We start from the raw sequence: 22,417 nt of genomic DNA, 5'->3' as shown, positions 1-22,417 counted from the left end.
TTCCAATCTTGTTTCGTGTATACATGCAAAGAATCGTACCTCGTATAGATTTGTTCACATTCTTGTGGTAAAATTCTTATAATACGAGAGGCAATCATTTTAAGTTTACGAGGGATCGTTGATGGATAAGACATTCGAAAAGTTTTTGCGGAGCGGTATCAATTTAGCTTCCGTGGGAATTGAGCGTCACGAAGATCATGCATCGTATTTTTGTACGCCTAAAGGTGCATCTATTTTAGGCTGTGCGGGTGTCGATGGCATTCATTTCTGCTCCATCCGCGGATTTGGAACAATGGTTTTCTCGGTCAATCCCATGGATTCTGCTCCAAACTATGTTCATCCTCTGGCGAAAAATTTTGCAGATTTTCTGCGGCTCCTGCTTGCCTGCGGGCATGAAGCCGCACTGGAACAGGCATGGATGTGGGATGACTCGCAGTTCGAAACCTTCCTGCGTGAGAACCCTGTCACAGAGGAGCAGCAGCAAACTTTATCTGAAATTTCGGAGAAGCTGAAGCTCTCCCCTATGGAACGGCCTTGGGCATATATCAACGCACTGCAATCCGCTTTCGATTACAGCAAGATTCCATACACAGAAGATTATTATGATATTGCGGACGTGCCAGCAGAATCTACTCTCCCCGATTGGAACGTTTATTTTGACGCGAATTTCTGGGGACACCAGGGCCGAGACCGTGCCGGAAAAGAAATCAGGCTCGATCAGCAATTTGACTGGGCCGGATACCATTGGGTGATTCCTGCCGTCTACTCATGCAGCAAGGGACTTGTCGTTGATTTTTGTATGCAGGTCGATTCGGAAAAAATTCGCAACCACATGGAAAAATGGAATCTGAACTGGGAAAGCGATTCACCTAGAGAACTTACCCAAGATCAGCAAATGCAGATGGAATGGGACGACCCTCTCCATTTTTACTTTAACTCTTCCCTAACATTAAATGAAAAAGGACTGAAAATGACGCACGGTTGTGCTGTCAGTTTCAATCCATGTTTGCCGGATGGCATGATCAATGAGCTGGAAGCAAAATGGGTAATTGATTATTATGGTCTCGACTCGTCTTATGGGTGGGTAATTTACAGAAATGCATTCCCATGGAGCAGCAAACGTCGTCCCGAAATCAAATCGCTTACCCTAACCATGGAGCAACAGCCAGAACGACTGCCCGGACCGCATTTTAAAGTTCATGCCTCTGGAGATTCGTTCACCTTCATCCACCCGATCAGTCAAAAGGCGCATACCCTAACCGTACAGGAAATCGAGCAGCAAACGATTCCTCAAAACCATTTTGCGTCTACCCGCTGGATTTATCCCACGCACTACATCGCTATGAGCTATACCATCTCACCAGAACCGGCTCAAGATATTGCGCTCTTTGACTGTAATGAGGGAGACCGCCCTGTGGAAGTTGCACCAAAGGAAAATTCTTTTCAGTCTATTGCCAGCAACGCTTGTTTGGTTGGTGTGATTGGCAGTGCGGACGGTCCGACCGCGATTGTATTTGGAGCAGACGTGCAGGACAAGCTCCATGCTGCATGTTCCTCTCTGCACTTTGAACCCGTACGTGATGACATCGAATGGCACTTGGTATTCTATGTCAAGCAGTTTGATGCTGCCTTATTCTCACTCATCTGAATTTCGTAATCTTTGCAGCCAGCAACGAAAGGAGCTGTAATCATGCAAGCCCATACCATTTGGGATTATTCCGTTGAAGTCGATCGAGCCGCCACGGCAGACTGGTATAAACAGTCTGAAGGCTGGAGCTGCACCTGCGGGCACTGTCAAAACTTTTTGACACTTGTCAGGCAAAAGCAACTGCCGCCCGCAATCATGGAATTCTTGTCGGATCTCGGTGTTCTGCCTGAAAAACCGACCTATGTATGTCAGCTGTATTCCACCGATCAGGGTGATCTATACCAGTTCAATTACCGCATTGCAGGGCGTATGTTAAACGACCCGCATCCGCATGACTCCATTCGCTTTGATTGGGGTTCCGGCTGCTGCGGACAGGACGATTATCCATACGGCGCTCCTGATTTCCCGGAACCGCACTTTGATTTGATGTTTTCCGTCCAACTGCCTTGGGTGCTCAATGAGTCCCCCCAATAGCTCAAATATCGATTTACTTACTCCGGCAGCACCGCATCGACACAACTCAAAGCGTTCAATGTGCGAGGAAATCCAATATAGGGCAAGGATATGGTAAGAGCGGCCAACAGGGCTTCCTTATCGTTTCCTACGGCAGCATTTCCGCCCACATGAGCCTTCACCTGAGGCTCGCATCCACCCTGAGCGCAGAGGATAGCGAAGGTCAGCAGCTCCCGCTCCTGAATATTCAAGTTCTTTCTCGTATAGAAGTCTCCAAAGCAATAAGCAGAGAGATAGTCTTGAATGTTCTTTTGATTTTCCGGTGCAGCGGCACGCATGGTATCAATGCTATCTCCAAAAATAGCCTTCTGGGCAGCGATGCCATCAGAGAGTCGGCTCTCTTCAGTGACAGTCTGACCGCTAGGCAGCGGAAGATGAATCCCCTGAGCAGTCAGTACCTCGTTGACCGCCTCTACGGCTGCCTCCGCCTTGGCAAGACCAATATACGGAGCACAGTGATAAACTGCTTCCTTGATCTCCTCCGCTTTCACACCACTCCGCAGTGCAGCTAAAGTATGACACTTCACCTCATTCAAAGTCTGATTGGTAGTGGCAACCACAAGGATAATCAATTCCCGCAGTTTGGCGGACAGCTTTTCTTCTGCATAAACCTCACCGTAAATCAGCCGCTCCTTGATGGCAGCAAATTCAGGATCGGTGAGCGCCAGCGAAGAGAATACCCCAAGTTTGTCAGTGTATTGCTTTGCAGATTCCATTCGATTCATAATAAACTCCCTTTCTATCAAAGCTTAATCGAATATGAGTGACGGCAGACGCATCTCGAGATGCGTCTGCTTTCGTTTCACCAAGGTTCAGGATTTCGCAAAGTTGATTTTTTTCAACCACTTCTGAACGTCAGCCGCTCTGCCGGAGTCACCATAAACGGATAGTTCAGGCAAAAGTACTGCGCCGTGGCTGGCTTTTTCCATGTCACGTCGAATGTGTCCAGAACCGCCGCCACCGTGTGTGCAGAATGGAGCGATCTGTACCCCACTCTGCCCAGCCTGCTCTAAGAAGGTCAGAACCGGAGGTGCCGGAGAACTCCACCAGTTGGGGGTTCCCACAAACACCATATCGTAGGCGGACAAGTCAGGAGACGCCGTTTTCAGCACAGGTCGGTAGCCGCTTTGAAGTTCTCGTTTGGCCTGAGCCACTACGGTGCTGTAGTCCCTTGGATATGCGATTTCCGGGACAAGTTCCAACAGGTCACCACCAGTTTCCTTAGCAATTAACTCCGCTAGGCGGCGCGTGGTACCGGAATGGGAAAAGTAAACGATCAGGGATTTCATAAAATACAACCTCCTTACTGTGCAAAACGAATGTTGTGGAGCCGATAGACTTCATTCAAACTGGAGATATCCAGAATCAGGCTGTGTCCTCTGTCAGTCTGGAGATTTTCGAGGGTCTTGTCAAAAGAACGCATGGTCTTATCGTAGCCCGCATCCTGAATCCAGACCTTGGAAGTCAAGAACACTTCCTTTCTGGGGATATTGCTCTCTTTGACTGTTTCTCCTGCAGCCCGTTCATTGCCATAGCAGGCGGCAGTGTCAATGAGACGGTACCCAGTTTCCAGGGCTGTCCGAACACTCGCTTTACAGACAACCTGGTCTGTTATCTGGAAAACACCCAGTCCCAACAAGGGCATCTGAACATCATTGTTCAGCCGAACGACATCCATATCTGTCACTCCTTTCGTTCCTGTGTCTTTTGAATTTCGTGTCGGAGATAGTCCAGCCGCTGAAGCTGCCGTTCCCGGAAATGGAGTTCATCCAATGTGAATTCTCGCTTGCGGTTGAGCATTCGAAGGCACTCCCGTTCGCCGCCCTTCTGTTCCAAAGTCAGGCGCATATAGGTCTCCACTTCCTCTGTCGTAAATCCGATGTCATGGAGGGTCATAATGAGGCTCAGGCGTTCCAAATCCTCATCATCGTACTGCCATGCTCCCATGACTTTTTTCACTGCCCTGCACAGACCCCAGCTCTCATACTCTTTCAAGATATTCATGGGAATCTGGTAGCGGTCACTTGCTTCTTGAATGGTCATATCTTCGCTCCTAAAGAAAAAAATGTAGGCGCCCGTTCAGGACACCTACATTTTAAAATAAGGTTTCTGATATGTCGAATACCTATTTTGAGTAGACAGAAATGCTCAATCAGCATTTTTGATATGTTGATAGAATTGATCTACTGCGGGAGACAGTGGCTTGTCCTTTTTCCAAGCCAACACAGTTCCTGTCTCCAGTTTGGGTGACAGAGGGACAAATTCCAGTGCATCGGAGATGTTTTCCAAATAAAAGCACAGTGCTACGCCCACACCATTCTTAACCATATTTGCAGCATTCAAAATCAGGTTGAAGGTAGCAGCCACCTCAATACGCCCATAGTCCTCCCCAAACCAGTTGGCCAGTTCGCCTCGAACTTGTTCCCGTCCGCTCAGAAGCAGAGGTACACCCACCAGGTCCTGAGAAGTAACGGCCTCTTTTTTCACCAGAGCCGAGTCCTTTGGCACCAACACGCCCCAGCGATCTTTCTGCGGCAGACGCAAAAACGCATATCTGCTAATATCCACTGGCTCTGTCAGCAGTCCCATATCCAGCAAGCCTTTTTCCATACGCTCTTTGATATCGTCCGCATTGGCACTGTAAATACGAAACTGCACCTTTGGATGAAGCGATCGGAATGAGCGAATATGCTGAGAGAGGAATGTCATGCTTTGGGTTTCACCACATCCGATGGCGATTTCACCGGATAGCTCTTCCTCTGACTGCACAAAGTCCCGCTTCGTCTTATCGGCCAGTTCCACAATTTCCTGTGCACGCTGCCGCAAGAGCATTCCGGCATCGGTCAGAATAACCCGATACTGACTGCGCCGAAAGAGCTTAGCGCCCAATTCTTCCTCCAACTGCATCAGCTGCCGTGAGAGCGTGGGTTGGGTCACATGGAGCAACGCCGCCGCTTTTGTGATGTTCTCCTCCTGTGCTACGGTTAAAAAATAACGCAAAACTCGTAGTTCCATACGATCCCTCCTTTAAGATTTAATTTTATCATAGGCCAATACAGCCGGCAATCTCAAAAATGCCTAAACCTTATTTTTGACAATAGATAATAGGTATTCGATATTTTTGAATAGTCATGGTATGATAAATTTGCAATCAGCAAGAGGTGAACGACATGAAATACACAAAGCTAGGCAATTCCGATTTGAACGTCTCACGCATTTGCATGGGCTGTATGGGATTTGGAGATGCTGCAAATGGTCAGCACACCTGGACAATTGACGAGGAGCATTCCAGACAGATTATCAAGCACGGTCTTGAATTGGGCGTCAACTTTTTCGACACCGCCATCGCCTATCAGAGCGGTACCAGTGAACAGTACCTCGGCCGCGCCCTGCGCGACTTTGCCAAGCGGGACGAGGTAGTAGTCGCCACCAAATTTCTGCCCCGTACAAACGAGGAAATCGAAGCGGGTATCAGCGGACAGGAACATATCCGCAGGTCTCTAGACAAGAGTCTCCAGAACTTGGGCATGGATTATGTAGATCTGTATATCTATCATATGTGGGATCATCAGACACCCCTCTATGACATCTTGGAAGGCCTGAACCATGCGGTCAAAACCGGCAAGGCTCGGTATATTGGTATCTCCAACTGCTTCGCATGGCAGCTTGCCAAGGCAAACGCCATCGCCGAGCGGGAGGGGTTCGCCAAATTTGTCTCCGTTCAGAGCCACTACAACCTGATCTTCCGCGAGGAGGAACGGGAGATGGCTCCCTTCTGCCGGGAAGAAAATATCGCTATGACACCTTATAGTGCTCTGGCCGGTGGCCGGCTGTCCAAGCACCCCGGCGAGACTTCCAAGCGACTCCAAGAGGATGACTACGCTCGCTTGAAGTATGACAATATGGCAAACAAGGATGCGTTCATCCTCCAGCGCGTAGCAGAACTGGCCGACTGGCGCAATGTCTCCATGACAGAAATCTCTCTGGCTTGGCTGCTCACGAAAGTGACTGCCCCCGTAGTAGGTGCTACCAAGTTTCACCACGCCGAAGGCGCTGCCAAAGCCGTAGACTTAGAACTCACCCCGGAAGAATGCACCTATCTGGAAGGGCTCTATGTCCCGCATCCGCTGGTGGGTGTTATGGCGCAAAATACGGCAGCCACCGCAAAAGATGCCCATGTATGGTCTGCCGGAGATCAAAAGATATAATTTAACCCTATCAGCTATCGTGCATTTATTTATAATATGTGAATATAAAGACCTCAACTGACTCTAAAAAAGCAGACGGACATAGAATCCGCCTGCTTTCTTCATTTATGTTGATTTGACAGGTGCTTTAAAGAAACAACTCACATTCCTTCCGCTCAGAGCAAACCTTCTTCAGCATCAGGCTGGCGGCAGAGAGCATGACAGGATTGAGCTTACGAGCATTCTGCGGACATACAGCGATGCAGCGCATACAGGAGATGCACGCCTTCTCATCCACTTTCTTCGGATTTTCCTTGTCGATCGCCTGTACGGGGCACGCTGCTGCACACGCACCGCAGTTATTGCACGCTTTGGTTGCCTTGGGCACCATACCGACACCTCCGGCTTTTTTGTACGGACGATTGCCGGGAATTGCAGGCTGCGAACCATCTGCCGCAGAAAGTTTGCACTGAATCTGTTTGGCAAAATCGGAAAGCTGTGCTGCATCCTGCGCATCCGGTCGACCGGCAGCAAACTGTCGGGCAATGGAGTGTTCCGCAATGGCGGCCACTGCTGCAATCACCTGAAAGCCAGCCTGTTTTGCGGCATCTTCCAGCTCTACCAGCGTATCCTCATAAGCACGGTTACCATAGACGCAAACCAAAATGGCGCGGGCACCGTTGCCGTGCACCATGTTCAACCGCTCTACTGCCACAGCGAGAACACGTCCACCGTAAGACGGCACAGAAATGACCGCGACATCCTCCTTTGTCAGAGAAACAGCATCGAAGTCCCGTTTGCTATCGGTCAAATCAACGGTGGCTGCTTCTCCCTCCAATGCATTTATTAAGCAATCCGCTACCTTTTTCGTTCCGCCCGTGGGACTAAACACAATGTCATACAGCTTCATCTGAACATCCTCCTTTTTATTCGCCAATACGCCAGGAAATCATGTAATGTATGTTCTCAGGAAGCTTTACATCTTCCTGAGGCATCTGTTCAAAGGCTCCGGTCAGTCCCAACTCCAACACGGTCTGATGGAAATGAGACAAGGCAATACCAAGATCTACCTGCTTTATAATCTCTTCTTCTTTGGACAATCCAGACTTATAATCGACATAGAAATGATATGCGTTTTGAGTTTTACGCACTCGCCAAGGCTGAACATTTTTGGCTGAAGGAGCTAACCGCACCATTTCCAACGGCTGGGCATAATCTCCCGCCAGCTCTTCGGTCAGTGGCGTGTGAAAATCAGCCTGATAAAACAGTTCCTTCCACGCTTTTCGAGAGGATGACTTCATGGCCGAGCGCATCAGCGTTTCGGTCAGGCTGCGCTTAGCGGCCGGATATCCTACCGGAGAGATTGCCAGAAGCAGTTCGCCCCTCGGAATCTTCATGGCAGAAACAAAGCCGTCCCGCTTGAAGGTCGCCGCTAACCACACCGTACCCAGTCCCCTATGTGTGGCAAGCAGGATCAGGTTTTCAAATTCATACCCAGCCGCCAAGGGTGCCAGCTTCGTATCCGGAATAGAAACCCCGAGGAACGTGTTCGCTCCCTTAATGACACCGTATGTTCCCAGCTTTTCACCCTCTGCATTCAGTTTCTGATCGATGATGTATGTATGAACCGGCGCCCCAAAGGGATTGTCCAGCTGCTTCATACACTCCAGCAGCGCATCCCGATCTTGTGACAGCAAGGGTTTGTCCTCATAAGTACGGACACTATGTCGCTTTTGAATGGTTTCTACAACGGGAATCGACAATTTCATTGTTTTCACTCCTCCCCCGTCACAATCCGCAGATCCACCGGATTAACCGCCGCTGTCTTTACCTGAATCAGCACTTTGGAATCTGAAATCTGGGGTTTTGGGATATCGTTCAGGGTTGTATTGATTTCTTTTGAATAGCTTTTGATCTGAACTGCTTTCATATAAGACCTCTCATTTCTATGGAATCTCTCTTGCTTTTTTTCATACGAACCGATAAAATATTAGATGTAATCAATTAAATTACATCTTCTTCAGTTTATCACCTCGTAGATGTAATGTCAAGAGTTACATCATGTTGCAAGTATATTTGCTTTGAAAGGATATCGCGTATTTATGCAGATCAGTATGAAATGTTCTGTTGCAGTTCACTGCCTGATTTTCATTCATGAAGCGAAAGGAATTGCCAAGGTAACCAGTAATCTTTTGGCCGAAAGTACAGGAAGCAATCCCGTTGTGATCCGCAACATTCTCAGCGCGCTGAAAAAGGCGGGGCTGATTACAGTACCTCGCGGAACGGGCGGTGCAAAACTGTGCGCCGACCCATCCCAGATCACCTTATACCAAATCTATTCCGCATTGGAGCCGGATGGCATGTCCTCCATCATCGGAATCCACCCCTGCCAAAAGCGCCCCTGCCCAGTGGCGCAGAATATTCGTCAGGTATTGCAGACACCTTACCAAAAAATTGAAGATTCCATTCAGCAAACTATGGAAGGAATTACCCTGCAATCCATGATTGACGACTTTGAGCAGTTGGCTCATCCATCGGACTCAGACACAGCACGCTCATAATTCTCTTACACAAAAGAAGCTGTTCCCCTTCTCCACACAAACTTCTTTTCTAGATGCAATCACGTGCGTATTCTATGCTGGATGGGTTTTCGCCTCGCTTCTGCTCAGAAAGCACTTAGAGCACAACCTGAGTCTGATACTGCACTTCACTCTGGTGTCCCGGTGCCGTGCGGTCTTTGCGTATGTATTTCGCGCTTCGCATGGGACACACGTTCAAGAAGATGATCGAGGCTTACGAGCAGAATCTGGCTTCCAACGGCTGATTCAAGCCAAAGAAATGATGCCATAAGGCATCAAACGTGACAAAGAACCCGCTGCAAAAGGTTGATTTTGCGGCGGGTTCTCTTATGTTTATTTTATGTACTTATATGTTAGCTTTCAAGCTTTCACGAAGCCTTAGAGCTTTCCCAGCTCGTCCACACTTCTCGTGCAATATTAGACGATCGAATATACTCATGATTGGTCGTTGCCTCGGTTACCTCGTAGAAGCCCCAGTAACCAGAACCAACATCTGCAAAACGAGTGCCTGCACCTTGATCGATGGCGTTCAGATCGGGGATACGCGCCAACATGCGATTGACAATAGTTGCAGTCTCACCGCGAGCAATTGACTGGTCCGGTCGGAAGGTGCCGTCTTCGTACCCGGTCACCCATCCATAGCTTACCGCCGTGCGCACGGCATCGTAGTACCACACATCGGCAGGTACATCATAAAAGTCAACCGTTCGATCGGTACTGATCTTGGCAAAACGAGCCGCAATCGCAGTAAACTCGGCACGGGTAATTACCTGGTCCGGGCGGAAGGTTCCATCCTCATAGCCTCGGATAACACCGCTTTTCGTCAACTCTGCAACCGCGTTATAATACCACGCTTGTGCAGTCACATCGGAAAACTGTACCGACGAATCGTTTTTATGCTCGAGCAGCAAGTTATAGAATACCTGCGCAACCTCCGCACGGGTAATATTAGACTCCGGTCCAAATAAGCCCGTATCATATCCGATCATATAGGCTCTATGATGCTCGGTGTCAAACACCTTGGAAACGCCGGTATCATTCGGATCGGCAATGTTCGTGTCTCTCTTGTCCTCTGGCTCAGAAATCTCCTTCTTGGGCTTCGGTTTCTCGGTCTTGGGGTTCGTGTTTGGCGCTTCGGGATGAGACGCACCACCACCCGTATTCACCGGCTGGTCAGGTTTGGTATTGCCTTCCGTGGACGTATCACCTCCCGACGTGCCGCCGTTCGGATCTTTATTGTCCAAATTTTCCGTCTCCGGCTTTGCTTCCCAGTGTGCATAGATCGTAGTGTCCTGTGTAAACTGATGCTTGGCATCCACCTTTACACCCTGTTCCAACGCCGTAAACCAACCGACAAACGTAAATCCATCATACGTCGGTGTGGGCAGCACGGCTAGTGTTCCGTCGGCTTCGGTTTCTGCGCTTGCAGGATTGACAACTCCGCCATTTGCATCAAAGGTAATCGTATGCGTTGTCTTTTTGACCAGTCGTGCTTCCTGTTTATCCTCACTGGCGTCTACCATGTACGACGGATTATCGCTCTTGAAGAGGTGCAGCGGCATGGCATCAGGCGTATAGCTTGCAGCCAATCCTGTCGTAAAATTAGGCGACGGTACAGGCGCGTCATTCTGCTCCAATGCATAGCTAATTGCTTCTGCACACTCTTCGGTCACGCCGATTCTGCTTGTCTCGTCCAGTTTTCCCGCAACAGTAATTTTCACCGGTGCGTTATCGGCGTACTTCGCATCATTCTGCGCCAAATACACGTTACTGCGGACGGACGCTCCGTCTGCACCGACCGCGCTGTTATCCCAAATCGTCACTTGATCTGCAAGCTTGAGCGCACCCGGCGAAACAGGTCCGAAAAAGTAATCATGTGCACCTCGCACTGCAATACCGCCTGCCGGGGTCTTGGTGCTGTGATTCTGCATAACCGACGTATTTTTCAGCGTCACCTCAGTGCCTGCAATACATACGCCTGCTGCGCTGTTCGCCTGATTCTGCGTGATTTCTGTGTTCTGCACGAGGATATTTTCTTTGTCTCCTCTTATTTGAAACACATACAATCCGCCGCCATCGCCTTCGCACTGATTGCCAAAAATACGTACCGGCTCGGCTCCCGCGTCCGAAGAACCGATTACCGAATTCGAGTTGCTCAAATGAATCGCAATACCACCGCCGCAAGGCTGAAGGTCCGGCACAGTGTCATCACGAATACTCTTGTTGTTCGATATTTCACCGCCATTTATCACAACGCCTTGGTCAGTGTACAGGCCGCCACCCATGACCGCCGTATTTTCTGAAATCTTTGTGTCGTTCATTCGAAGCGCAACGTCATATCTCTTCCACATTTGAGACACATGAACGCCGCCTCCCATTCCTGCGTTGTTGCCTGAAATTTCGCTGTTCTGAATGCTTGCACTTCCACCGAACAAAACGCCGCCGCCTACGTTGGCTGTATTTCGAGAGATCGTGCACTTTTTAATAATAACATTCGTATCGCTCGATGTATAAATTCCACCGCCGTGTCCTCTCCCATGGGAGAAAGAGCTTATATCGATCGCCGTATTTCCCGAAATTTCACACGCCTCCAGATTGACATCCGTATGAGAATAAACAGAAATACCACCGCCATTACCCGGAATACCATCATTTTCTGCCACATTATCGGCGATACGGTAGTTTTTCAGATTAACTTTTGCATCCCTGCCAATATAAATGCCCGCACCATCTAACGCTTTATTGCCTGTGCAGCTGCCTCCCGTGATATCAAGCGTTGCTCCATTTCCAACGCAGATGCCGCCACCCTCATAGGCTGTATTACGATCAATCTGTCCGCCGGAGATTGTACCGCGAACGGCCGAACCGTACAGGTGTACACCACCAGCCTTGCCCCGCGTGCTGCTGTCATTATCTGCGATTGTACCGCCGGTCATGCGAAAAGCCGCCGAACTGCCCGCCGGATTTCCCGCTACAATCATCATAACAGCGCCTGCATAATATGCACTTGTCGAGTACTTCTGGGTGTTTCCCGTGATTTCTCCACCATACAGGTTGATTTCTGCTGTAATGTTCGCAACACCAGGGTTATAGTGCGCAATGGTTCCCGCGACCGGAATGGCCGAATCTTTCGTATTTCCGTTAATTTTTCCGCCATACATGTTGAAGACGCCGTTTTCTACAAGAATGGTCGAACCTGGTTGACCCAGAACACCCTGAAGACCGGTGATTGTCACACCGTCATAAATATTCAGCTCGCCTTTTTCCTTGTATGACAGGCTTCCAACGGTTAAAAACGCAGATGCTCTGTAATGATCTTCACCGTCAAAGGTCAGCGCATTGCGCGCACCGCCGTCCGGCATACCGAGCGACAGCGTGCCGCCGGTACGCATCTGGAACTGCAGCAGCGAACCGTCTCCCCGATCTTCAAAGGTGAGGGTATGTCCATTGCCCAAAATCGTAATATCTTTTCTGATATCAACCTGCTTGGACCGGCATACAAAGTCATCGGTGATCGAAATGACATACTTCTTTCCCGCATCATCTGTTTCCGCGTTAATCTGGTCGATTGCTTTGATCAATGCATCATAGCTATCGACCGAAATCTCGCTGGAAGATGCATTCTCAACCGGCTCAGCAGCGTCCTCAGGCTGAGGATCTGCTGTCGGCTGCACGCTGTCTTCCGGTTGGGGTGTTGTGCTTGTCTCCGTGTGCTCCCCTTCGGTCTCCAGTTCAACACCGGTCATCGGCACGCTTGGTGGTGCAATCTCCCCACCGACATCGGGCACATCAACCGTCTCCACATCGACCACAAGATTTGCATACGCAACGGTTGAGCAAACTTGTGATGTGAGCAGGCTGAATGCCAAGAGCAGCCATAAAAATCTTTTCTTCATACATTGTATCCTCCTATCAATTCAATTTAAGCAACCAGAACTTCACTGCCGCAGCAGGATGAGTCGCAGCAATCCCTCCTTCGGAAAATCAGATTTCATCCGTTCCGGAATTTGCTTCATCCCCCACTGCCTGCGCGGTATCTGTTTGTCCAGTCTCTTTCCGCAGCAGCCCAGTCTATATTGTCCCGCAGCGCTGTCCATACTTCATGATCATCGTTCATGGTATAATCGTGCGAATTTGTGGCCTCCTGAATGGCCTCATAATACCATGCGTTTCGGGGATTATCCGGCCATTTGGTCATCCCATCCAGCATGTAATCCGCGTGCGGTTTGCGTCCCAGCATGTTGTTGATCACCGTCGCAACCTCTGCACGTGTCATGGCGAGATCAGGTGCAAAGACATTGTTCTCATAGCCATGCACCCAGCCGGCAGCAGCCACGATATTGATGTCCCGGCGTGCCCAATGGTGCATGATATCTGCAAACAGATCTTGTGCCGCAGTATCTTGTCCGTTCATAAACCGCGTCGCAATGGCTGCAAACTCCGCACGGGTGATTCTAGCATTGGGACGGAACGTTCCATCTTCATAGCCGCAAAGCACACCCAAATTCACCATCGTCGAGATTGCATTGTTATACCAGTCTTTGGGCGAAACGTCCGAGAAGCTGTTCGATGTCATCCAGAACTGATCCCGGGCTTCATCGGTTAACAGACGGAAGAAAATCGTCGCGACCTCGGCACGGGTAATGGATGCATCAGGTCGAACCGTGCCATCCTCCGCATAGCCGATCAGATAAGCATAATGATCTTTCGTGTTCAACCACAGCGTTCGAGCTGCCATACCATGTGCCGTCACATCATCCGGAATGTCAACGACTTCCTTGTCGATCTTGGTTTTGTCTTCTTTTCCATTGCTGCCGTTTTTGCCTGCATCGTTTGCTTCCGGATGGCGTGCACCACCACCAGTGCGTGCTGTAAAATGCGCGGTGACAGTAACAGGCTGTCCCAGCTGATCGACTCCCAGTTTCACCGGCATATCCAGCACCTCACCACTGGGCCAGAGCTGCTTGCCCAAACTATCGCTGCTCCAGCCCTGAAAACGTCCGTTCTCACCAGCAATCGCACGCGCTGTCAACTGTCTCTCGGGCAATTCTCCGCGTCCGGCAGTTGCAATCTCTTCCGGGGTATAAGTCAGAATTTGTTCCGACTGTTCAACTTTGCCATACGTATCCTCACGACAGAGATAGCGAATCACAATCTGACGGGTGTCGGCAATGCCATCTGCGTTGCGGTCTGCTTCAAACTGCCAGCTCCCCTGCAAAACCAAATCATGGGTAGGCATTTTGATCTGCTCTTCCCGCTCGCCGATGCCATTCCAGCCCGAAAACGTATAGATTCCCGGCACGCCGTCTTTCTCGGCGCAAATTACCGTCTGCGCACGGTATCTGGTATCCAAAGTCACCGTAGTACCTGCAAGGTAAGTTTTGGAATCCTGCGGAAGCTGTGCCTGTGCAGGCTGTCCGCTCCAAGCATACGTTACACTGTATCGCGCTTCCTTCGTATCGGGGATTCCGTTCCGGTTGCTGTCAGCAGCCCATACCTCATAGAGCGTTTGCGTCATCCGACTGTCAAAAAAGACGACATTGCAGGCTTCTGGAATTGCTTCCTCACTCTCGCGATAGACTTTATCCTGCGGATTTTCCTGTGACCAGTGCAGAAAGACCATATTTTCAGGTGCGTCAATTACAACATTTGTCGGAAGCTTGAGCACATATGCATGTCCCGGATCTAACGCTCGCTCCTGCACGTCCATGACAAACTGGCTGCCGCCGGCAATCGTACCGTATGCGGTCTGAAACGTCAGCTGATAGACTTGCTCGGGTCTGAAATGTGCTGTAAAGGTAATAACCGTTCCACCTGCAACCTGATCGAAGGTCTGAACGCCCAATACTTGTCCATCCGACAGTGTTCGGTCTCCATAATCGACCGTCCAGTGATCGAATACATAGCCATCCTTCGCCTGCGCCTCTGCCGGCACAGTTTCCACCTGCGTCCACTGCGTTGCTCCATCCAAATTGATGATCTGCTCTGTTCCCTGTACCGTGCCACACTCTGTGTCAGCACTCACATAACGCACAAAGACCTGGCGTTCATCCGCGATGCCATCATGGTTGTGATCTGGAACAAAATGCGCAGTAAACACGGTATCCTTGGTGTATGCCGTTGCCCGGAACGTTCCCATTGCAATATCCGGATCTGTCAAACTGTCTGTTTGCCAATAGGCAAACATATATCCGGACTGTGCCACAGGCTGCGGAATCGCATGCGGATGTGCTGTGCCGTCCTGCTTGTTTACGTATTCATCCATATTGCCAATCAAACTGCCTTTGCTCAGATCGGCTGACTGGTAAGTAAAGTGCACCTGCGCTACATCAGGGACAAGGTCTCCATTGTGATCGGCAGCCAAATATGCAGTAATATGGACGGTGGTCTCATCCGTTCCCATGGTGTCATACCGGAATCGGGCAACGCCCTGATTGTCATGGAGCAGGCTGGTTACCTGTGCCGTCGTGTTTTCCTGATATCCGGTAATCACATAGCCGTCCGGCGCAATCCATTCCACCGAATGCGGCTGTCCTTTGACCAAGTCCAGCTGTTCCCACCCCGGCTGAATGTGAACACCATCTTTCGCATATTCATCCAGCTGCTGGGCGGATAGACCTGCACCGTCATCCGCAAACCCGGCATACAGTGTAAAGGTTTCCGCCTTTGGCCGGGCTTGAATCTTCAGATCAAACACAAAATTGTGCGCCATCGCCGTTTCGATCACGCGCAAATCACCTGAACGCTTTTTCAGATAGTCCGACTGATCTAAGTCGATATGTTCTTCTTCTGCGCCGGGCAGAACGGTCTCATAGCTATCTCCACTGCGTATCTGTAATTTCTTCCCTTCCAAGGTATATGTCTTTGACCCGATTGTAACTTCGGTCAGCAGCTGTCCACTTCTCAAGTCTACATCGGTATCAAATGGTGGCTGCGTGTCTTTCGCAATCAATCTGGAATCAGTCGGGTCACCGCCGTATACAATAGCAGCCGTTCCCGTACCCAATCCGTAATTCATCACGTAGCGTCGGTTCAGCCAATCAATGAATTTACGGTTCTGATCGGAATTTTCCTTGCGGATACGCTCAAAATCAACGGTATTCCCATCGATTTCTACCGTACCATTCACCGTAAACGTACTCGAATACAGCAAATACAAGGTATCGCCGTCATGCAGCCTCGTGACCGTACCTAATCCCATATAGTCAATCTGTTCGATCTCTGTGTCTGGCTGTGTTCCCTCTGCTCGTATGACTGCCGCGCTGCTGAGCACATAGTCCGTTCCGATCTGTTCACCAGAAACGGTATCACGCGCCGAAAAGCGGATATTGGCGTTCTGGCCTGCAAACTGAATGGAAAAACTCTGATCGGCAAGATAGGTTCCGTCTCTGTAAACTTTGACCGTTGCTGTGCCCTGCGTTGCGGCATCCGGTTCCACAGGGTCGGGTGTCTCTACAACTACATAGTCACTTGTACCGCCTTCGTTGACCGGCAAATCAGGTGTTTCTTCCCACTGTGCTGTAAAAGTAACTCCATGACTGAGTGAGAAAATTTCCCCTTGCTGATATGTCGTTCCTGTCTCGAGCTTCCATCCCGTAAACCGATAACCCTTTAGCGCTGTAAATGCACAATCTTCCAGCGAACGAATGTGATACGTTGGAGAGGTCAAAACTTCATCAATATATGTATCCTCGGCATCATCCGGCTGGGAAACCGGTACATTCCGATGATATATCACGTCAACGGGTATGTTGCTGACATATCCATCCACATGATACCCATCATCCAGTTTCTTAATCGCATACCACACAATCGTCTGTTCCGGTTGCAGTCCTGCCTTTTGGTACAAGGCCTCCATAATCTGACGAGCCGGTTCACGGATCATGGTTTCCTGCATGGTGGTATTCTCTTCGCCCAATGCGAAATATTCATCTCCCACATTTGGCACCCTTCGATAGCCTTCCACCGTCAAAAATCCCGGCAAGCCAGTCTGCTCTGTATATGTATCATTTCCAACCGCTATCGTATCGCTGGCGTTCGGATAGTAGTTAAACTGTCCTTGATCGCCGCTGCTTCCCGGTTGAATTCCTGCCGCTTTTAAAATAAAGAACTTAGCACGGGGCTCTGTCACGGTAACACGCCATTTTTCTTCACTCCAGCTACTAAAAATAGTCGTACGATAACGGTGCGTGACCGTTGTCTCGCCAAGCTTATGTCCGGTTACCGAAGCTGACTTTCCGCCCCAATTCATCACAGCCTCGGCGATATCGGGATTCTCTGATGCCCATTCATGATATACAACCCAGTTTCCTCTCTGCGCAATGATATCCTTTGTTTCTCCAAGCTGGACTTCACTCGTTCCAGCGTCATAAGCTGCGCATGCCTGTATCGGCATACCGGTTACCAGCATAATAAACATCGTTATACTTGCAAGTAATCGTTTTAGATGCAAAAATATTCCTCCTTTAAAATCAACTTTTCATTTATCTGTCATTTTTCTTATGTTCTGCGATCATTTCCGCATAATAGGCTTGCTTTTGTGCCTTTACCTTCCCAGCACAGACAGGGCAGCCGCATCGCTTTCCTCCCGTTCGTGAAGCGATACTTGCGCACCAGACATGTCCTTGTTCGCAAATCCACCAGACCTTTTTCTTACTGCCATAGCTTAAATCTTTGGGTGTCAGCGGTGCATTCCGCTCAGCGTCCCATTCCTGCAGCAAGGTCTGCTGTCCGGTTCGGATACAGAAATCATACAGTGTTTCCCGCAAAGTTCTCCCCTCCTTCCATGTCCTGAAATCGGTAAATTTCCCGCTCTTGGGTATTTTTTCTTATAAAAAAAGAGGCTGACCGATAGATCAGCCTCCTTTCCCAGAAAACCAACGATATGCCTGTTCTGTTTACAGTATCAGATGATTTGTGCCGTCTTTTCTCAATCTCCTTATGAACTTCGGTGTTTCTTTGATCATTGACCTCTCTCTGCTGGTCAATTGCCGCGTTCCAGCTCGTCGATTGTCAACTCTCCCCAACTATAATTGACCATGTACGCCCCTTTGAAAAGATGTGCATATTCCGGTTTTCTGGACAGGTAATTGTAGAGATCGCACCGCACTTTTGTCGTATTTAAACGCCGCATGCCCTTTTTGGACTCAATCAGGTCTTCCAGATGATACTCTTTCAGGGTATTTCTGAGAATCATAACGATCTTTCTCACGCGCGCCAGCGTCACTTTATTGACCGATTCATCTTCCCACAAGCAGGATATGATATCGCCCTGAGATACATAGGCGCCCCGTCGATCGACCAGCAGCGCAAGCAGCTCTTTTGCCTTGGCATTATGGATTAACAGCGCTTCTCCGTTGACGAAAACTTCAAAATAGCCAAATGTACGAATGTATACACCGTCATTGACAAAGATCGGCTGTTCAATGGGTGTAATCACCGACCGCTCGGCGATCTCCTGCATGGACTCATCGTAAATCACATACTTGTTTCTGCCGGTTACCTTGGCCTGATACAGTGCACGATCGGCTTTTTCATACAACGTTTGGAAGTCCTTGCCATCTCGCGGGAACAATGCAACGCCCGCACTGATCGACACCTTAACACCCTGCTGCAATTCTCGGTATACTGCTGCAATCATAATCCGAAAATGCTCTTTGGCCATCGTAATATCCGATACGTCGTTGACATAAATTGCAAATTCATCTTCGCCAATGCGCGCGACCATATCTTCCTTATCAACCACGACCTTCAATGTCTGCGCGATGTCTTTTAACGCAGTATCGCCATACACATGACCCAATGTATGGTTGACCTTTCCAAAACCATCGACATCCAGAAGAATCATCGCACGATTGAGTCCGCCTTCCGGCGAACTGCACCGCTCGGTCACATAATCTATAAACGCTGTGCGGTTATACGCTCCCGTTACCAAATCCAGTCGTGCCATTTCCAGCAGCCGAATCTCAGAACGCTTCTCTTCATTGATATCCAGACAGGAAATCCAGACATTGGTCGATGATGTATAGGGGTCTTTCAAAATCTGACAAAACGCTCGAATCCAGATTGTCTCCCCATCATGGTAGGCAATCTGAAATTCTTTCGTTCCATAACTCTGATTTCTCTCAAACCCTTCCAGAAGATTCTCACGCGAAAAACATTCCATGAACATCTCGCGGTATTTCGGCAAGATATCCTGACACATTCTCTCCGTCGCTTTGGTATACGAAGTCGTGAAGTCTTTGAAATACCGTTCTGGAATCTGTCCCTCATACCCTTCAAAGGTATCCAAGGTCAGGTTATATTCCAGATTAAACAGGATTTCCTTGGTGCCCTGACGGGTGTAATTCTGAAAGCGCATAGAAGCAAGCTCGCTCTGCCGCTTATTGGTCACATCCCCACAGAAAATGATCGCGTACAGCGGGGTGTGATCTTCTGCGAAAACCGTCGCATAGGTACAGTGATACCAAGCCCATCCGCCATCCGGCAGGCGCACTTTGAAATGCGTCGTGTCGCGCGGTGTGCCATAGCGCAAGCGCTGGAAAAATGCCCTCGCTTGTGCGATGCTCTCTTCTGCAATGTACTGCTCGGTAATCAGCTGGCGCGAACGATGCGCATGCGTAATACGAGAAAATGCCTGTTTGGATACCGGACTAATCGGAATCAGTACATCGGTATTAAAATCGTACTTTAAAATCAGTTTGGTGGAAGTTTCTACGATGATTCCCAGCAGCTGCTCGGATTCCTGAAGTGCCTTAAACTCGATATCCTGCTGTTTTTGCTTCGTAATATCGGAAAACGAAATCACCGCAGACACCGGCTCGTTCTTCTCGTTGAAAATGACCGTTGCAATGCCCAAAAACCACCAATATCGGCCAAATCCTTTGGACTTGACTTCCACCGAGCAGTTCTCACCGCGCATAATCTTTTCGTAGAACTCCAGATAATCCGCGACACTCTCCGGCTGAATACATCCATTATCCACCAGATAATACGGCATATTTTCCATCTTATCGGGAATATTGTGCCGCTTTGCGATCTCGTATTTGTCAGGCAGTTCCTCCCTGCACCATTGGGCAATGTCTTGAATATACGCGCAGTCCGCCGGGTGAATGATATCCTTGTAGGAAAATGGCTGATCCTCCTCCGGGAACAAGCGCCGCAGCAGTTGTTTGATATTCTCCGAAGCATACAGCGGTCGCTGGTCAAGTCCTACTTCCTTGACGATCATTCCGAAAAAGAGTGATTCGTTCAGCCGTTCCAAACAATAATTTTGCAGGTACAGCGCCTGCTCGGCGCGCTTGATCTGCGAGATATCCAAGAACACTGCCTCTGCGGTCAGGCCATCTTCACAGCGTTCGGTCACCCGCACGGTCATCTGCATCCATGCATGTTCTGCTCCGCGCACAATCCGAAACTCACAGTGTGTCGTGTCTGCATCACCAAGCAGTCTGCCCATCGCTTGTGCAATGCAGGCACGGTCCTGGCTGTATACAATAGACTTCATCCAGTCCATGTCTGCGCGCTGCCATTGCGCAATCGGATACCCCGTGATTGCACACAGAGGCGGGTTGCAAAACAATGTATGCAGCGCACGCGTACTGTGCTCATATCGGCATCGTAATATGCCTAAGGGAATATCATCCGCAAGTTTTAGGAAAATACTCTCATCTGTTATGCTCGCGCACTGTACGGACTGCGCAGCCGGTGCAGTGTCTTTCATTTGTACGCATTCGCATACAACCAGCTGCTGTTCACCGTCTTCCCGCAGCTGCTGGTTTGTCATTCGATAATACGCAAATGTACCGTCTTTGCACCGCAGCCGTCCCGTCCAGTCCTTTGGACAGGCAGTTGTTTTTACAAATGTCTGAAATGCCGCGATGTCATCCGGATGTATGGAGAATAACAGAAAACTGCCTGCACAGTGCTGGAAATCAGCAAAACTGTCATAGCCCAGTTCTTTGGCCAGAAATTCATCCATAAACGCAAGCTCGAATCCCTGATTGTTACAAAACTCAACCCGAGCGCAAGTCTGAACCGGATATATCTTCTCTTGATGCGTCATGAAAAACGCCTCCTCACAATATCTTCAACAGATTCGGTCTATTTTCATAGGACTCGTCCATTCTCTTTCTATCCCAATTATAGTGCATCGTGTGACAAAAAGAAAATTTATCTGTTGACCGCTCACCCTTGCCAGTCTCTGCGTATATGCATGTTCCTTTGCTTTTTTAACCTGCATTTTAATGTATGCGCAACTCGGTTTCCTCAAGTGGCAGAAGATTGCTCTCATTATAGGCGGTTACGTGTTCCGTTCGAGCCGTTAAAGCGTTCCGTAAGCGTTCCTAAATAAAATATTTTCTTTTTTATCCGGTTTTTATGATTTTTATAGTTTTAGTATTTAATGTTATTCTTATCTGTCACATGAAAATACTCTTTCTCGGTCTTCTCCACATTGACAGAGTCCCAGAATACGCTGTATGATAGACACACAAACTCATCTCACCGACGAGATTTATAGAATATGAAAGGAGCCGCAGCATGAAAGTCATCTGCTTTGGCGATTCCAACACCTTTGGCTACGATCCCCGTTCCTGGTTCGGTGGCCGTTATATGCCTGACAGCCGTTGGGTGGATATTCTGGCTGCTGAAACCGGATGGACGGTCTACAACATGGGCGAGAATGGCCGGGAAATTCCGCGTGAGACGCCCGACTTTCCCGCAGACACCGATCTGCTCATCCTCATGTTGGGTACGAATGATTTACTTCAGGGGCGCAGTCCGAAAGAAGCTTCGGAAAAGCTGATGCGGTTTCTCTCCGGTCTGACGCTTGACCCCAAGCAGGTCTTACTGATTGCACCACCGCCTCTGACTCTGGGAGAATGGGTCAGCTCGCAGCAGCTTATCGAGGATTCCAAGGTATTTGCCCAATACTGTCACGATCTCGCACAGCAGTTAGGCATGGGCTTTGCCGATGCCGGCAAGTGGAACATCCCCCTTGCCTATGACGGCGTACATTTCACCGAACAGGGACACAAAATCTTTGCGTCCAACCTTCTGGAGGTACTCAAATGAAGCGAATTCTCCCCCTATTTTTCTCTCTTCTGTTGCTGTTTACCGGCTGCGGAGGCAACACAGCAGACAATTCCTACCAACAGATCACCCAGGAGAAAGCCAAGGAAATGATGGACACGCAAGAGGTCATTGTCCTCGACGTACGGGAACAGAACGAATATGACAGCGGTCACATTCCCGGTGCTGTCCTGCTTCCCGCGGGAACCATTGACGAGGACACCGCTGCCGCTGTGATTCCCGAAAAGGATTCTACAGTTTTGGTGTACTGCCGCAGCGGAAACCGCAGCAAAACCGCGTCCTCTGCGTTAGCTGAACTTGGTTATACCAACATCTATGAATTTGGCGGTATCAACACCTGGCCTTATGAGACGGAATCTTAAAATATTGCCTGATTACGGAAAACTCCCTCTGAAACC

Annotated in this window: 18 protein-coding genes; 6 read left to right on the top strand and 12 right to left on the bottom strand. The window is 49.3% G+C overall.

What is annotated here, in order from left to right; all coding sequences use genetic code 11:
• Positions 1 to 121: 121 nt before the first annotated feature.
• Positions 122 to 1,648, top strand: coding sequence for a hypothetical protein (locus B5F17_RS05985; RefSeq protein WP_087371847.1), 1,527 nt, complete (start codon positions 122 to 124; stop codon positions 1,646 to 1,648).
• 42 nt (positions 1,649 to 1,690) lie between these two features.
• On the top strand, positions 1,691 to 2,122 hold the full coding sequence (locus B5F17_RS05980; RefSeq protein ID WP_087371844.1) for a hypothetical protein: 432 nt from the start codon (positions 1,691 to 1,693) through the stop codon (positions 2,120 to 2,122).
• A gap of 17 nt (positions 2,123 to 2,139) precedes the next feature.
• Here B5F17_RS05980 and B5F17_RS05975 read toward each other — a convergent pair whose 3' ends face one another.
• From B5F17_RS05975 to B5F17_RS05955, 5 genes are all read right to left on the bottom strand, one after another.
• Positions 2,140 to 2,886 carry a carboxymuconolactone decarboxylase family protein gene (locus tag B5F17_RS05975; protein ID WP_087371843.1) on the bottom strand — a complete coding sequence of 249 codons (747 nt, stop codon included), beginning with the start codon at positions 2,884 to 2,886 and terminating at the stop codon, positions 2,140 to 2,142.
• 87 nt (positions 2,887 to 2,973) lie between these two features.
• Entirely contained in the window at positions 2,974 to 3,450 is a 477-nt protein-coding gene (locus tag B5F17_RS05970) for a flavodoxin (RefSeq protein WP_087371840.1), read from the bottom strand.
• Between the two features lie 14 nt (positions 3,451 to 3,464).
• Complete coding sequence (locus tag B5F17_RS05965) at positions 3,465 to 3,839, bottom strand: aldo/keto reductase (RefSeq protein WP_087371837.1); 375 nt, start codon at positions 3,837 to 3,839, stop codon at positions 3,465 to 3,467.
• 5 nt (positions 3,840 to 3,844) lie between these two features.
• Positions 3,845 to 4,204, bottom strand: coding sequence for a MerR family transcriptional regulator (locus tag B5F17_RS05960; RefSeq protein WP_087371836.1), 360 nt, complete (start codon positions 4,202 to 4,204; stop codon positions 3,845 to 3,847).
• 105 nt (positions 4,205 to 4,309) lie between these two features.
• Positions 4,310 to 5,176, bottom strand: coding sequence for a LysR family transcriptional regulator (locus tag B5F17_RS05955; RefSeq protein ID WP_087371833.1), 867 nt, complete (start codon positions 5,174 to 5,176; stop codon positions 4,310 to 4,312).
• Positions 5,177 to 5,331: 155 nt separating this feature from the next.
• Here B5F17_RS05955 and B5F17_RS05950 point away from each other — a divergent pair, with 155 nt between their 5' ends.
• Entirely contained in the window at positions 5,332 to 6,369 is a 1,038-nt protein-coding gene (locus B5F17_RS05950) for an aldo/keto reductase (protein WP_087371830.1), read from the top strand.
• 127 nt (positions 6,370 to 6,496) lie between these two features.
• Here B5F17_RS05950 and B5F17_RS05945 read toward each other — a convergent pair whose 3' ends face one another.
• The 3 genes from B5F17_RS05945 to B5F17_RS14650 are packed head-to-tail and all read right to left on the bottom strand — an operon-like array spanning position 6,497 to position 8,278.
• Positions 6,497 to 7,258 carry a 4Fe-4S binding protein gene (locus B5F17_RS05945; protein WP_087371828.1) on the bottom strand — a complete coding sequence of 254 codons (762 nt, stop codon included), beginning with the start codon at positions 7,256 to 7,258 and terminating at the stop codon, positions 6,497 to 6,499.
• A gap of 16 nt (positions 7,259 to 7,274) precedes the next feature.
• Positions 7,275 to 8,117 carry a nitroreductase family protein gene (locus tag B5F17_RS05940; protein WP_087371825.1) on the bottom strand — a complete coding sequence of 281 codons (843 nt, stop codon included), beginning with the start codon at positions 8,115 to 8,117 and terminating at the stop codon, positions 7,275 to 7,277.
• Between the two features lie 5 nt (positions 8,118 to 8,122).
• Positions 8,123 to 8,278, bottom strand: a complete 156-nt coding sequence (locus B5F17_RS14650) for a hypothetical protein (RefSeq protein ID WP_206396703.1) — start codon at positions 8,276 to 8,278, stop codon at positions 8,123 to 8,125.
• Between the two features lie 172 nt (positions 8,279 to 8,450).
• Here B5F17_RS14650 and B5F17_RS05935 point away from each other — a divergent pair, with 172 nt between their 5' ends.
• The gene (locus B5F17_RS05935) at positions 8,451 to 8,909 is read left to right on the top strand and encodes an Rrf2 family transcriptional regulator (protein WP_087371822.1); all 459 of its coding nucleotides are present in this window, start codon (positions 8,451 to 8,453) and stop codon (positions 8,907 to 8,909) included.
• 386 nt (positions 8,910 to 9,295) lie between these two features.
• Here the strand turns inward: B5F17_RS05935 and B5F17_RS05930 are convergent, their stop codons facing one another.
• From B5F17_RS05930 to B5F17_RS05915, 4 genes are all read right to left on the bottom strand, one after another.
• Entirely contained in the window at positions 9,296 to 12,823 is a 3,528-nt protein-coding gene (locus B5F17_RS05930) for an S-layer homology domain-containing protein (RefSeq protein ID WP_087371820.1), read from the bottom strand.
• Between the two features lie 116 nt (positions 12,824 to 12,939).
• The gene (locus B5F17_RS05925; protein WP_143287687.1) at positions 12,940 to 17,379 is read right to left on the bottom strand and encodes an S-layer homology domain-containing protein; all 4,440 of its coding nucleotides are present in this window, start codon (positions 17,377 to 17,379) and stop codon (positions 12,940 to 12,942) included.
• A gap of 31 nt (positions 17,380 to 17,410) precedes the next feature.
• Positions 17,411 to 17,695 (bottom strand): zinc-ribbon domain-containing protein, encoded by a 285-nt coding sequence (locus tag B5F17_RS05920; RefSeq protein ID WP_087371814.1) that lies wholly within the window; start codon positions 17,693 to 17,695, stop codon positions 17,411 to 17,413.
• A 215-nt stretch (positions 17,696 to 17,910) separates the two neighbouring features.
• Positions 17,911 to 20,991, bottom strand: a complete 3,081-nt coding sequence (locus B5F17_RS05915) for a diguanylate cyclase domain-containing protein (protein WP_087371811.1) — start codon at positions 20,989 to 20,991, stop codon at positions 17,911 to 17,913.
• Between the two features lie 476 nt (positions 20,992 to 21,467).
• Here B5F17_RS05915 and B5F17_RS05910 point away from each other — a divergent pair, with 476 nt between their 5' ends.
• Positions 21,468 to 22,001, top strand: a complete 534-nt coding sequence (locus B5F17_RS05910; RefSeq protein ID WP_087371808.1) for a GDSL-type esterase/lipase family protein — start codon at positions 21,468 to 21,470, stop codon at positions 21,999 to 22,001.
• Entirely contained in the window at positions 21,998 to 22,381 is a 384-nt protein-coding gene (locus tag B5F17_RS05905; RefSeq protein ID WP_087371804.1) for a rhodanese-like domain-containing protein, read from the top strand. The genes B5F17_RS05910 and B5F17_RS05905 overlap by 4 nt, the downstream gene beginning before the upstream one ends.
• Positions 22,382 to 22,417 lie beyond the last annotated feature (36 nt).

Origin of the sequence: Butyricicoccus pullicaecorum, from assembly GCF_002160355.1 — a bacterium.
Lineage (GTDB): Bacteria > Bacillota > Clostridia > Oscillospirales > Butyricicoccaceae > Butyricicoccus > Butyricicoccus pullicaecorum.
Note: the sequence above shows the minus strand (reverse complement) of the source record. Positions and strands in the feature narration are given on the sequence as shown.

Excerpts from the sequence above, each read along its gene's own strand:
- B5F17_RS05985 (WP_087371847.1), top strand. The coding sequence starts at position 122 with ATGGATAAGACATTCGAAAAGTTTTTGCGGAGCGGTATCAATTTAGCT.
- B5F17_RS05980 (WP_087371844.1), top strand. The coding sequence starts at position 1,691 with ATGCAAGCCCATACCATTTGGGATTATTCCGTTGAAGTCGATCGAGCC.
- B5F17_RS05975 (WP_087371843.1), bottom strand. The coding sequence starts at position 2,886 with ATGAATCGAATGGAATCTGCAAAGCAATACACTGACAAACTTGGGGTA.
- B5F17_RS05970 (WP_087371840.1), bottom strand. The coding sequence starts at position 3,450 with ATGAAATCCCTGATCGTTTACTTTTCCCATTCCGGTACCACGCGCCGC.
- B5F17_RS05965 (WP_087371837.1), bottom strand. The coding sequence starts at position 3,839 with ATGGATGTCGTTCGGCTGAACAATGATGTTCAGATGCCCTTGTTGGGA.
- B5F17_RS05960 (WP_087371836.1), bottom strand. The coding sequence starts at position 4,204 with ATGACCATTCAAGAAGCAAGTGACCGCTACCAGATTCCCATGAATATC.
- B5F17_RS05955 (WP_087371833.1), bottom strand. The coding sequence starts at position 5,176 with ATGGAACTACGAGTTTTGCGTTATTTTTTAACCGTAGCACAGGAGGAG.
- B5F17_RS05950 (WP_087371830.1), top strand. The coding sequence starts at position 5,332 with ATGAAATACACAAAGCTAGGCAATTCCGATTTGAACGTCTCACGCATT.
- B5F17_RS05945 (WP_087371828.1), bottom strand. The coding sequence starts at position 7,258 with ATGAAGCTGTATGACATTGTGTTTAGTCCCACGGGCGGAACGAAAAAG.
- B5F17_RS05940 (WP_087371825.1), bottom strand. The coding sequence starts at position 8,117 with ATGAAATTGTCGATTCCCGTTGTAGAAACCATTCAAAAGCGACATAGT.
- B5F17_RS14650 (WP_206396703.1), bottom strand. The coding sequence starts at position 8,278 with ATGAAAGCAGTTCAGATCAAAAGCTATTCAAAAGAAATCAATACAACC.
- B5F17_RS05935 (WP_087371822.1), top strand. The coding sequence starts at position 8,451 with ATGCAGATCAGTATGAAATGTTCTGTTGCAGTTCACTGCCTGATTTTC.
- B5F17_RS05930 (WP_087371820.1), bottom strand. The coding sequence starts at position 12,823 with ATGAAGAAAAGATTTTTATGGCTGCTCTTGGCATTCAGCCTGCTCACA.
- B5F17_RS05915 (WP_087371811.1), bottom strand. The coding sequence starts at position 20,991 with ATGACGCATCAAGAGAAGATATATCCGGTTCAGACTTGCGCTCGGGTT.
- B5F17_RS05910 (WP_087371808.1), top strand. The coding sequence starts at position 21,468 with ATGAAAGTCATCTGCTTTGGCGATTCCAACACCTTTGGCTACGATCCC.
- B5F17_RS05905 (WP_087371804.1), top strand. The coding sequence starts at position 21,998 with ATGAAGCGAATTCTCCCCCTATTTTTCTCTCTTCTGTTGCTGTTTACC.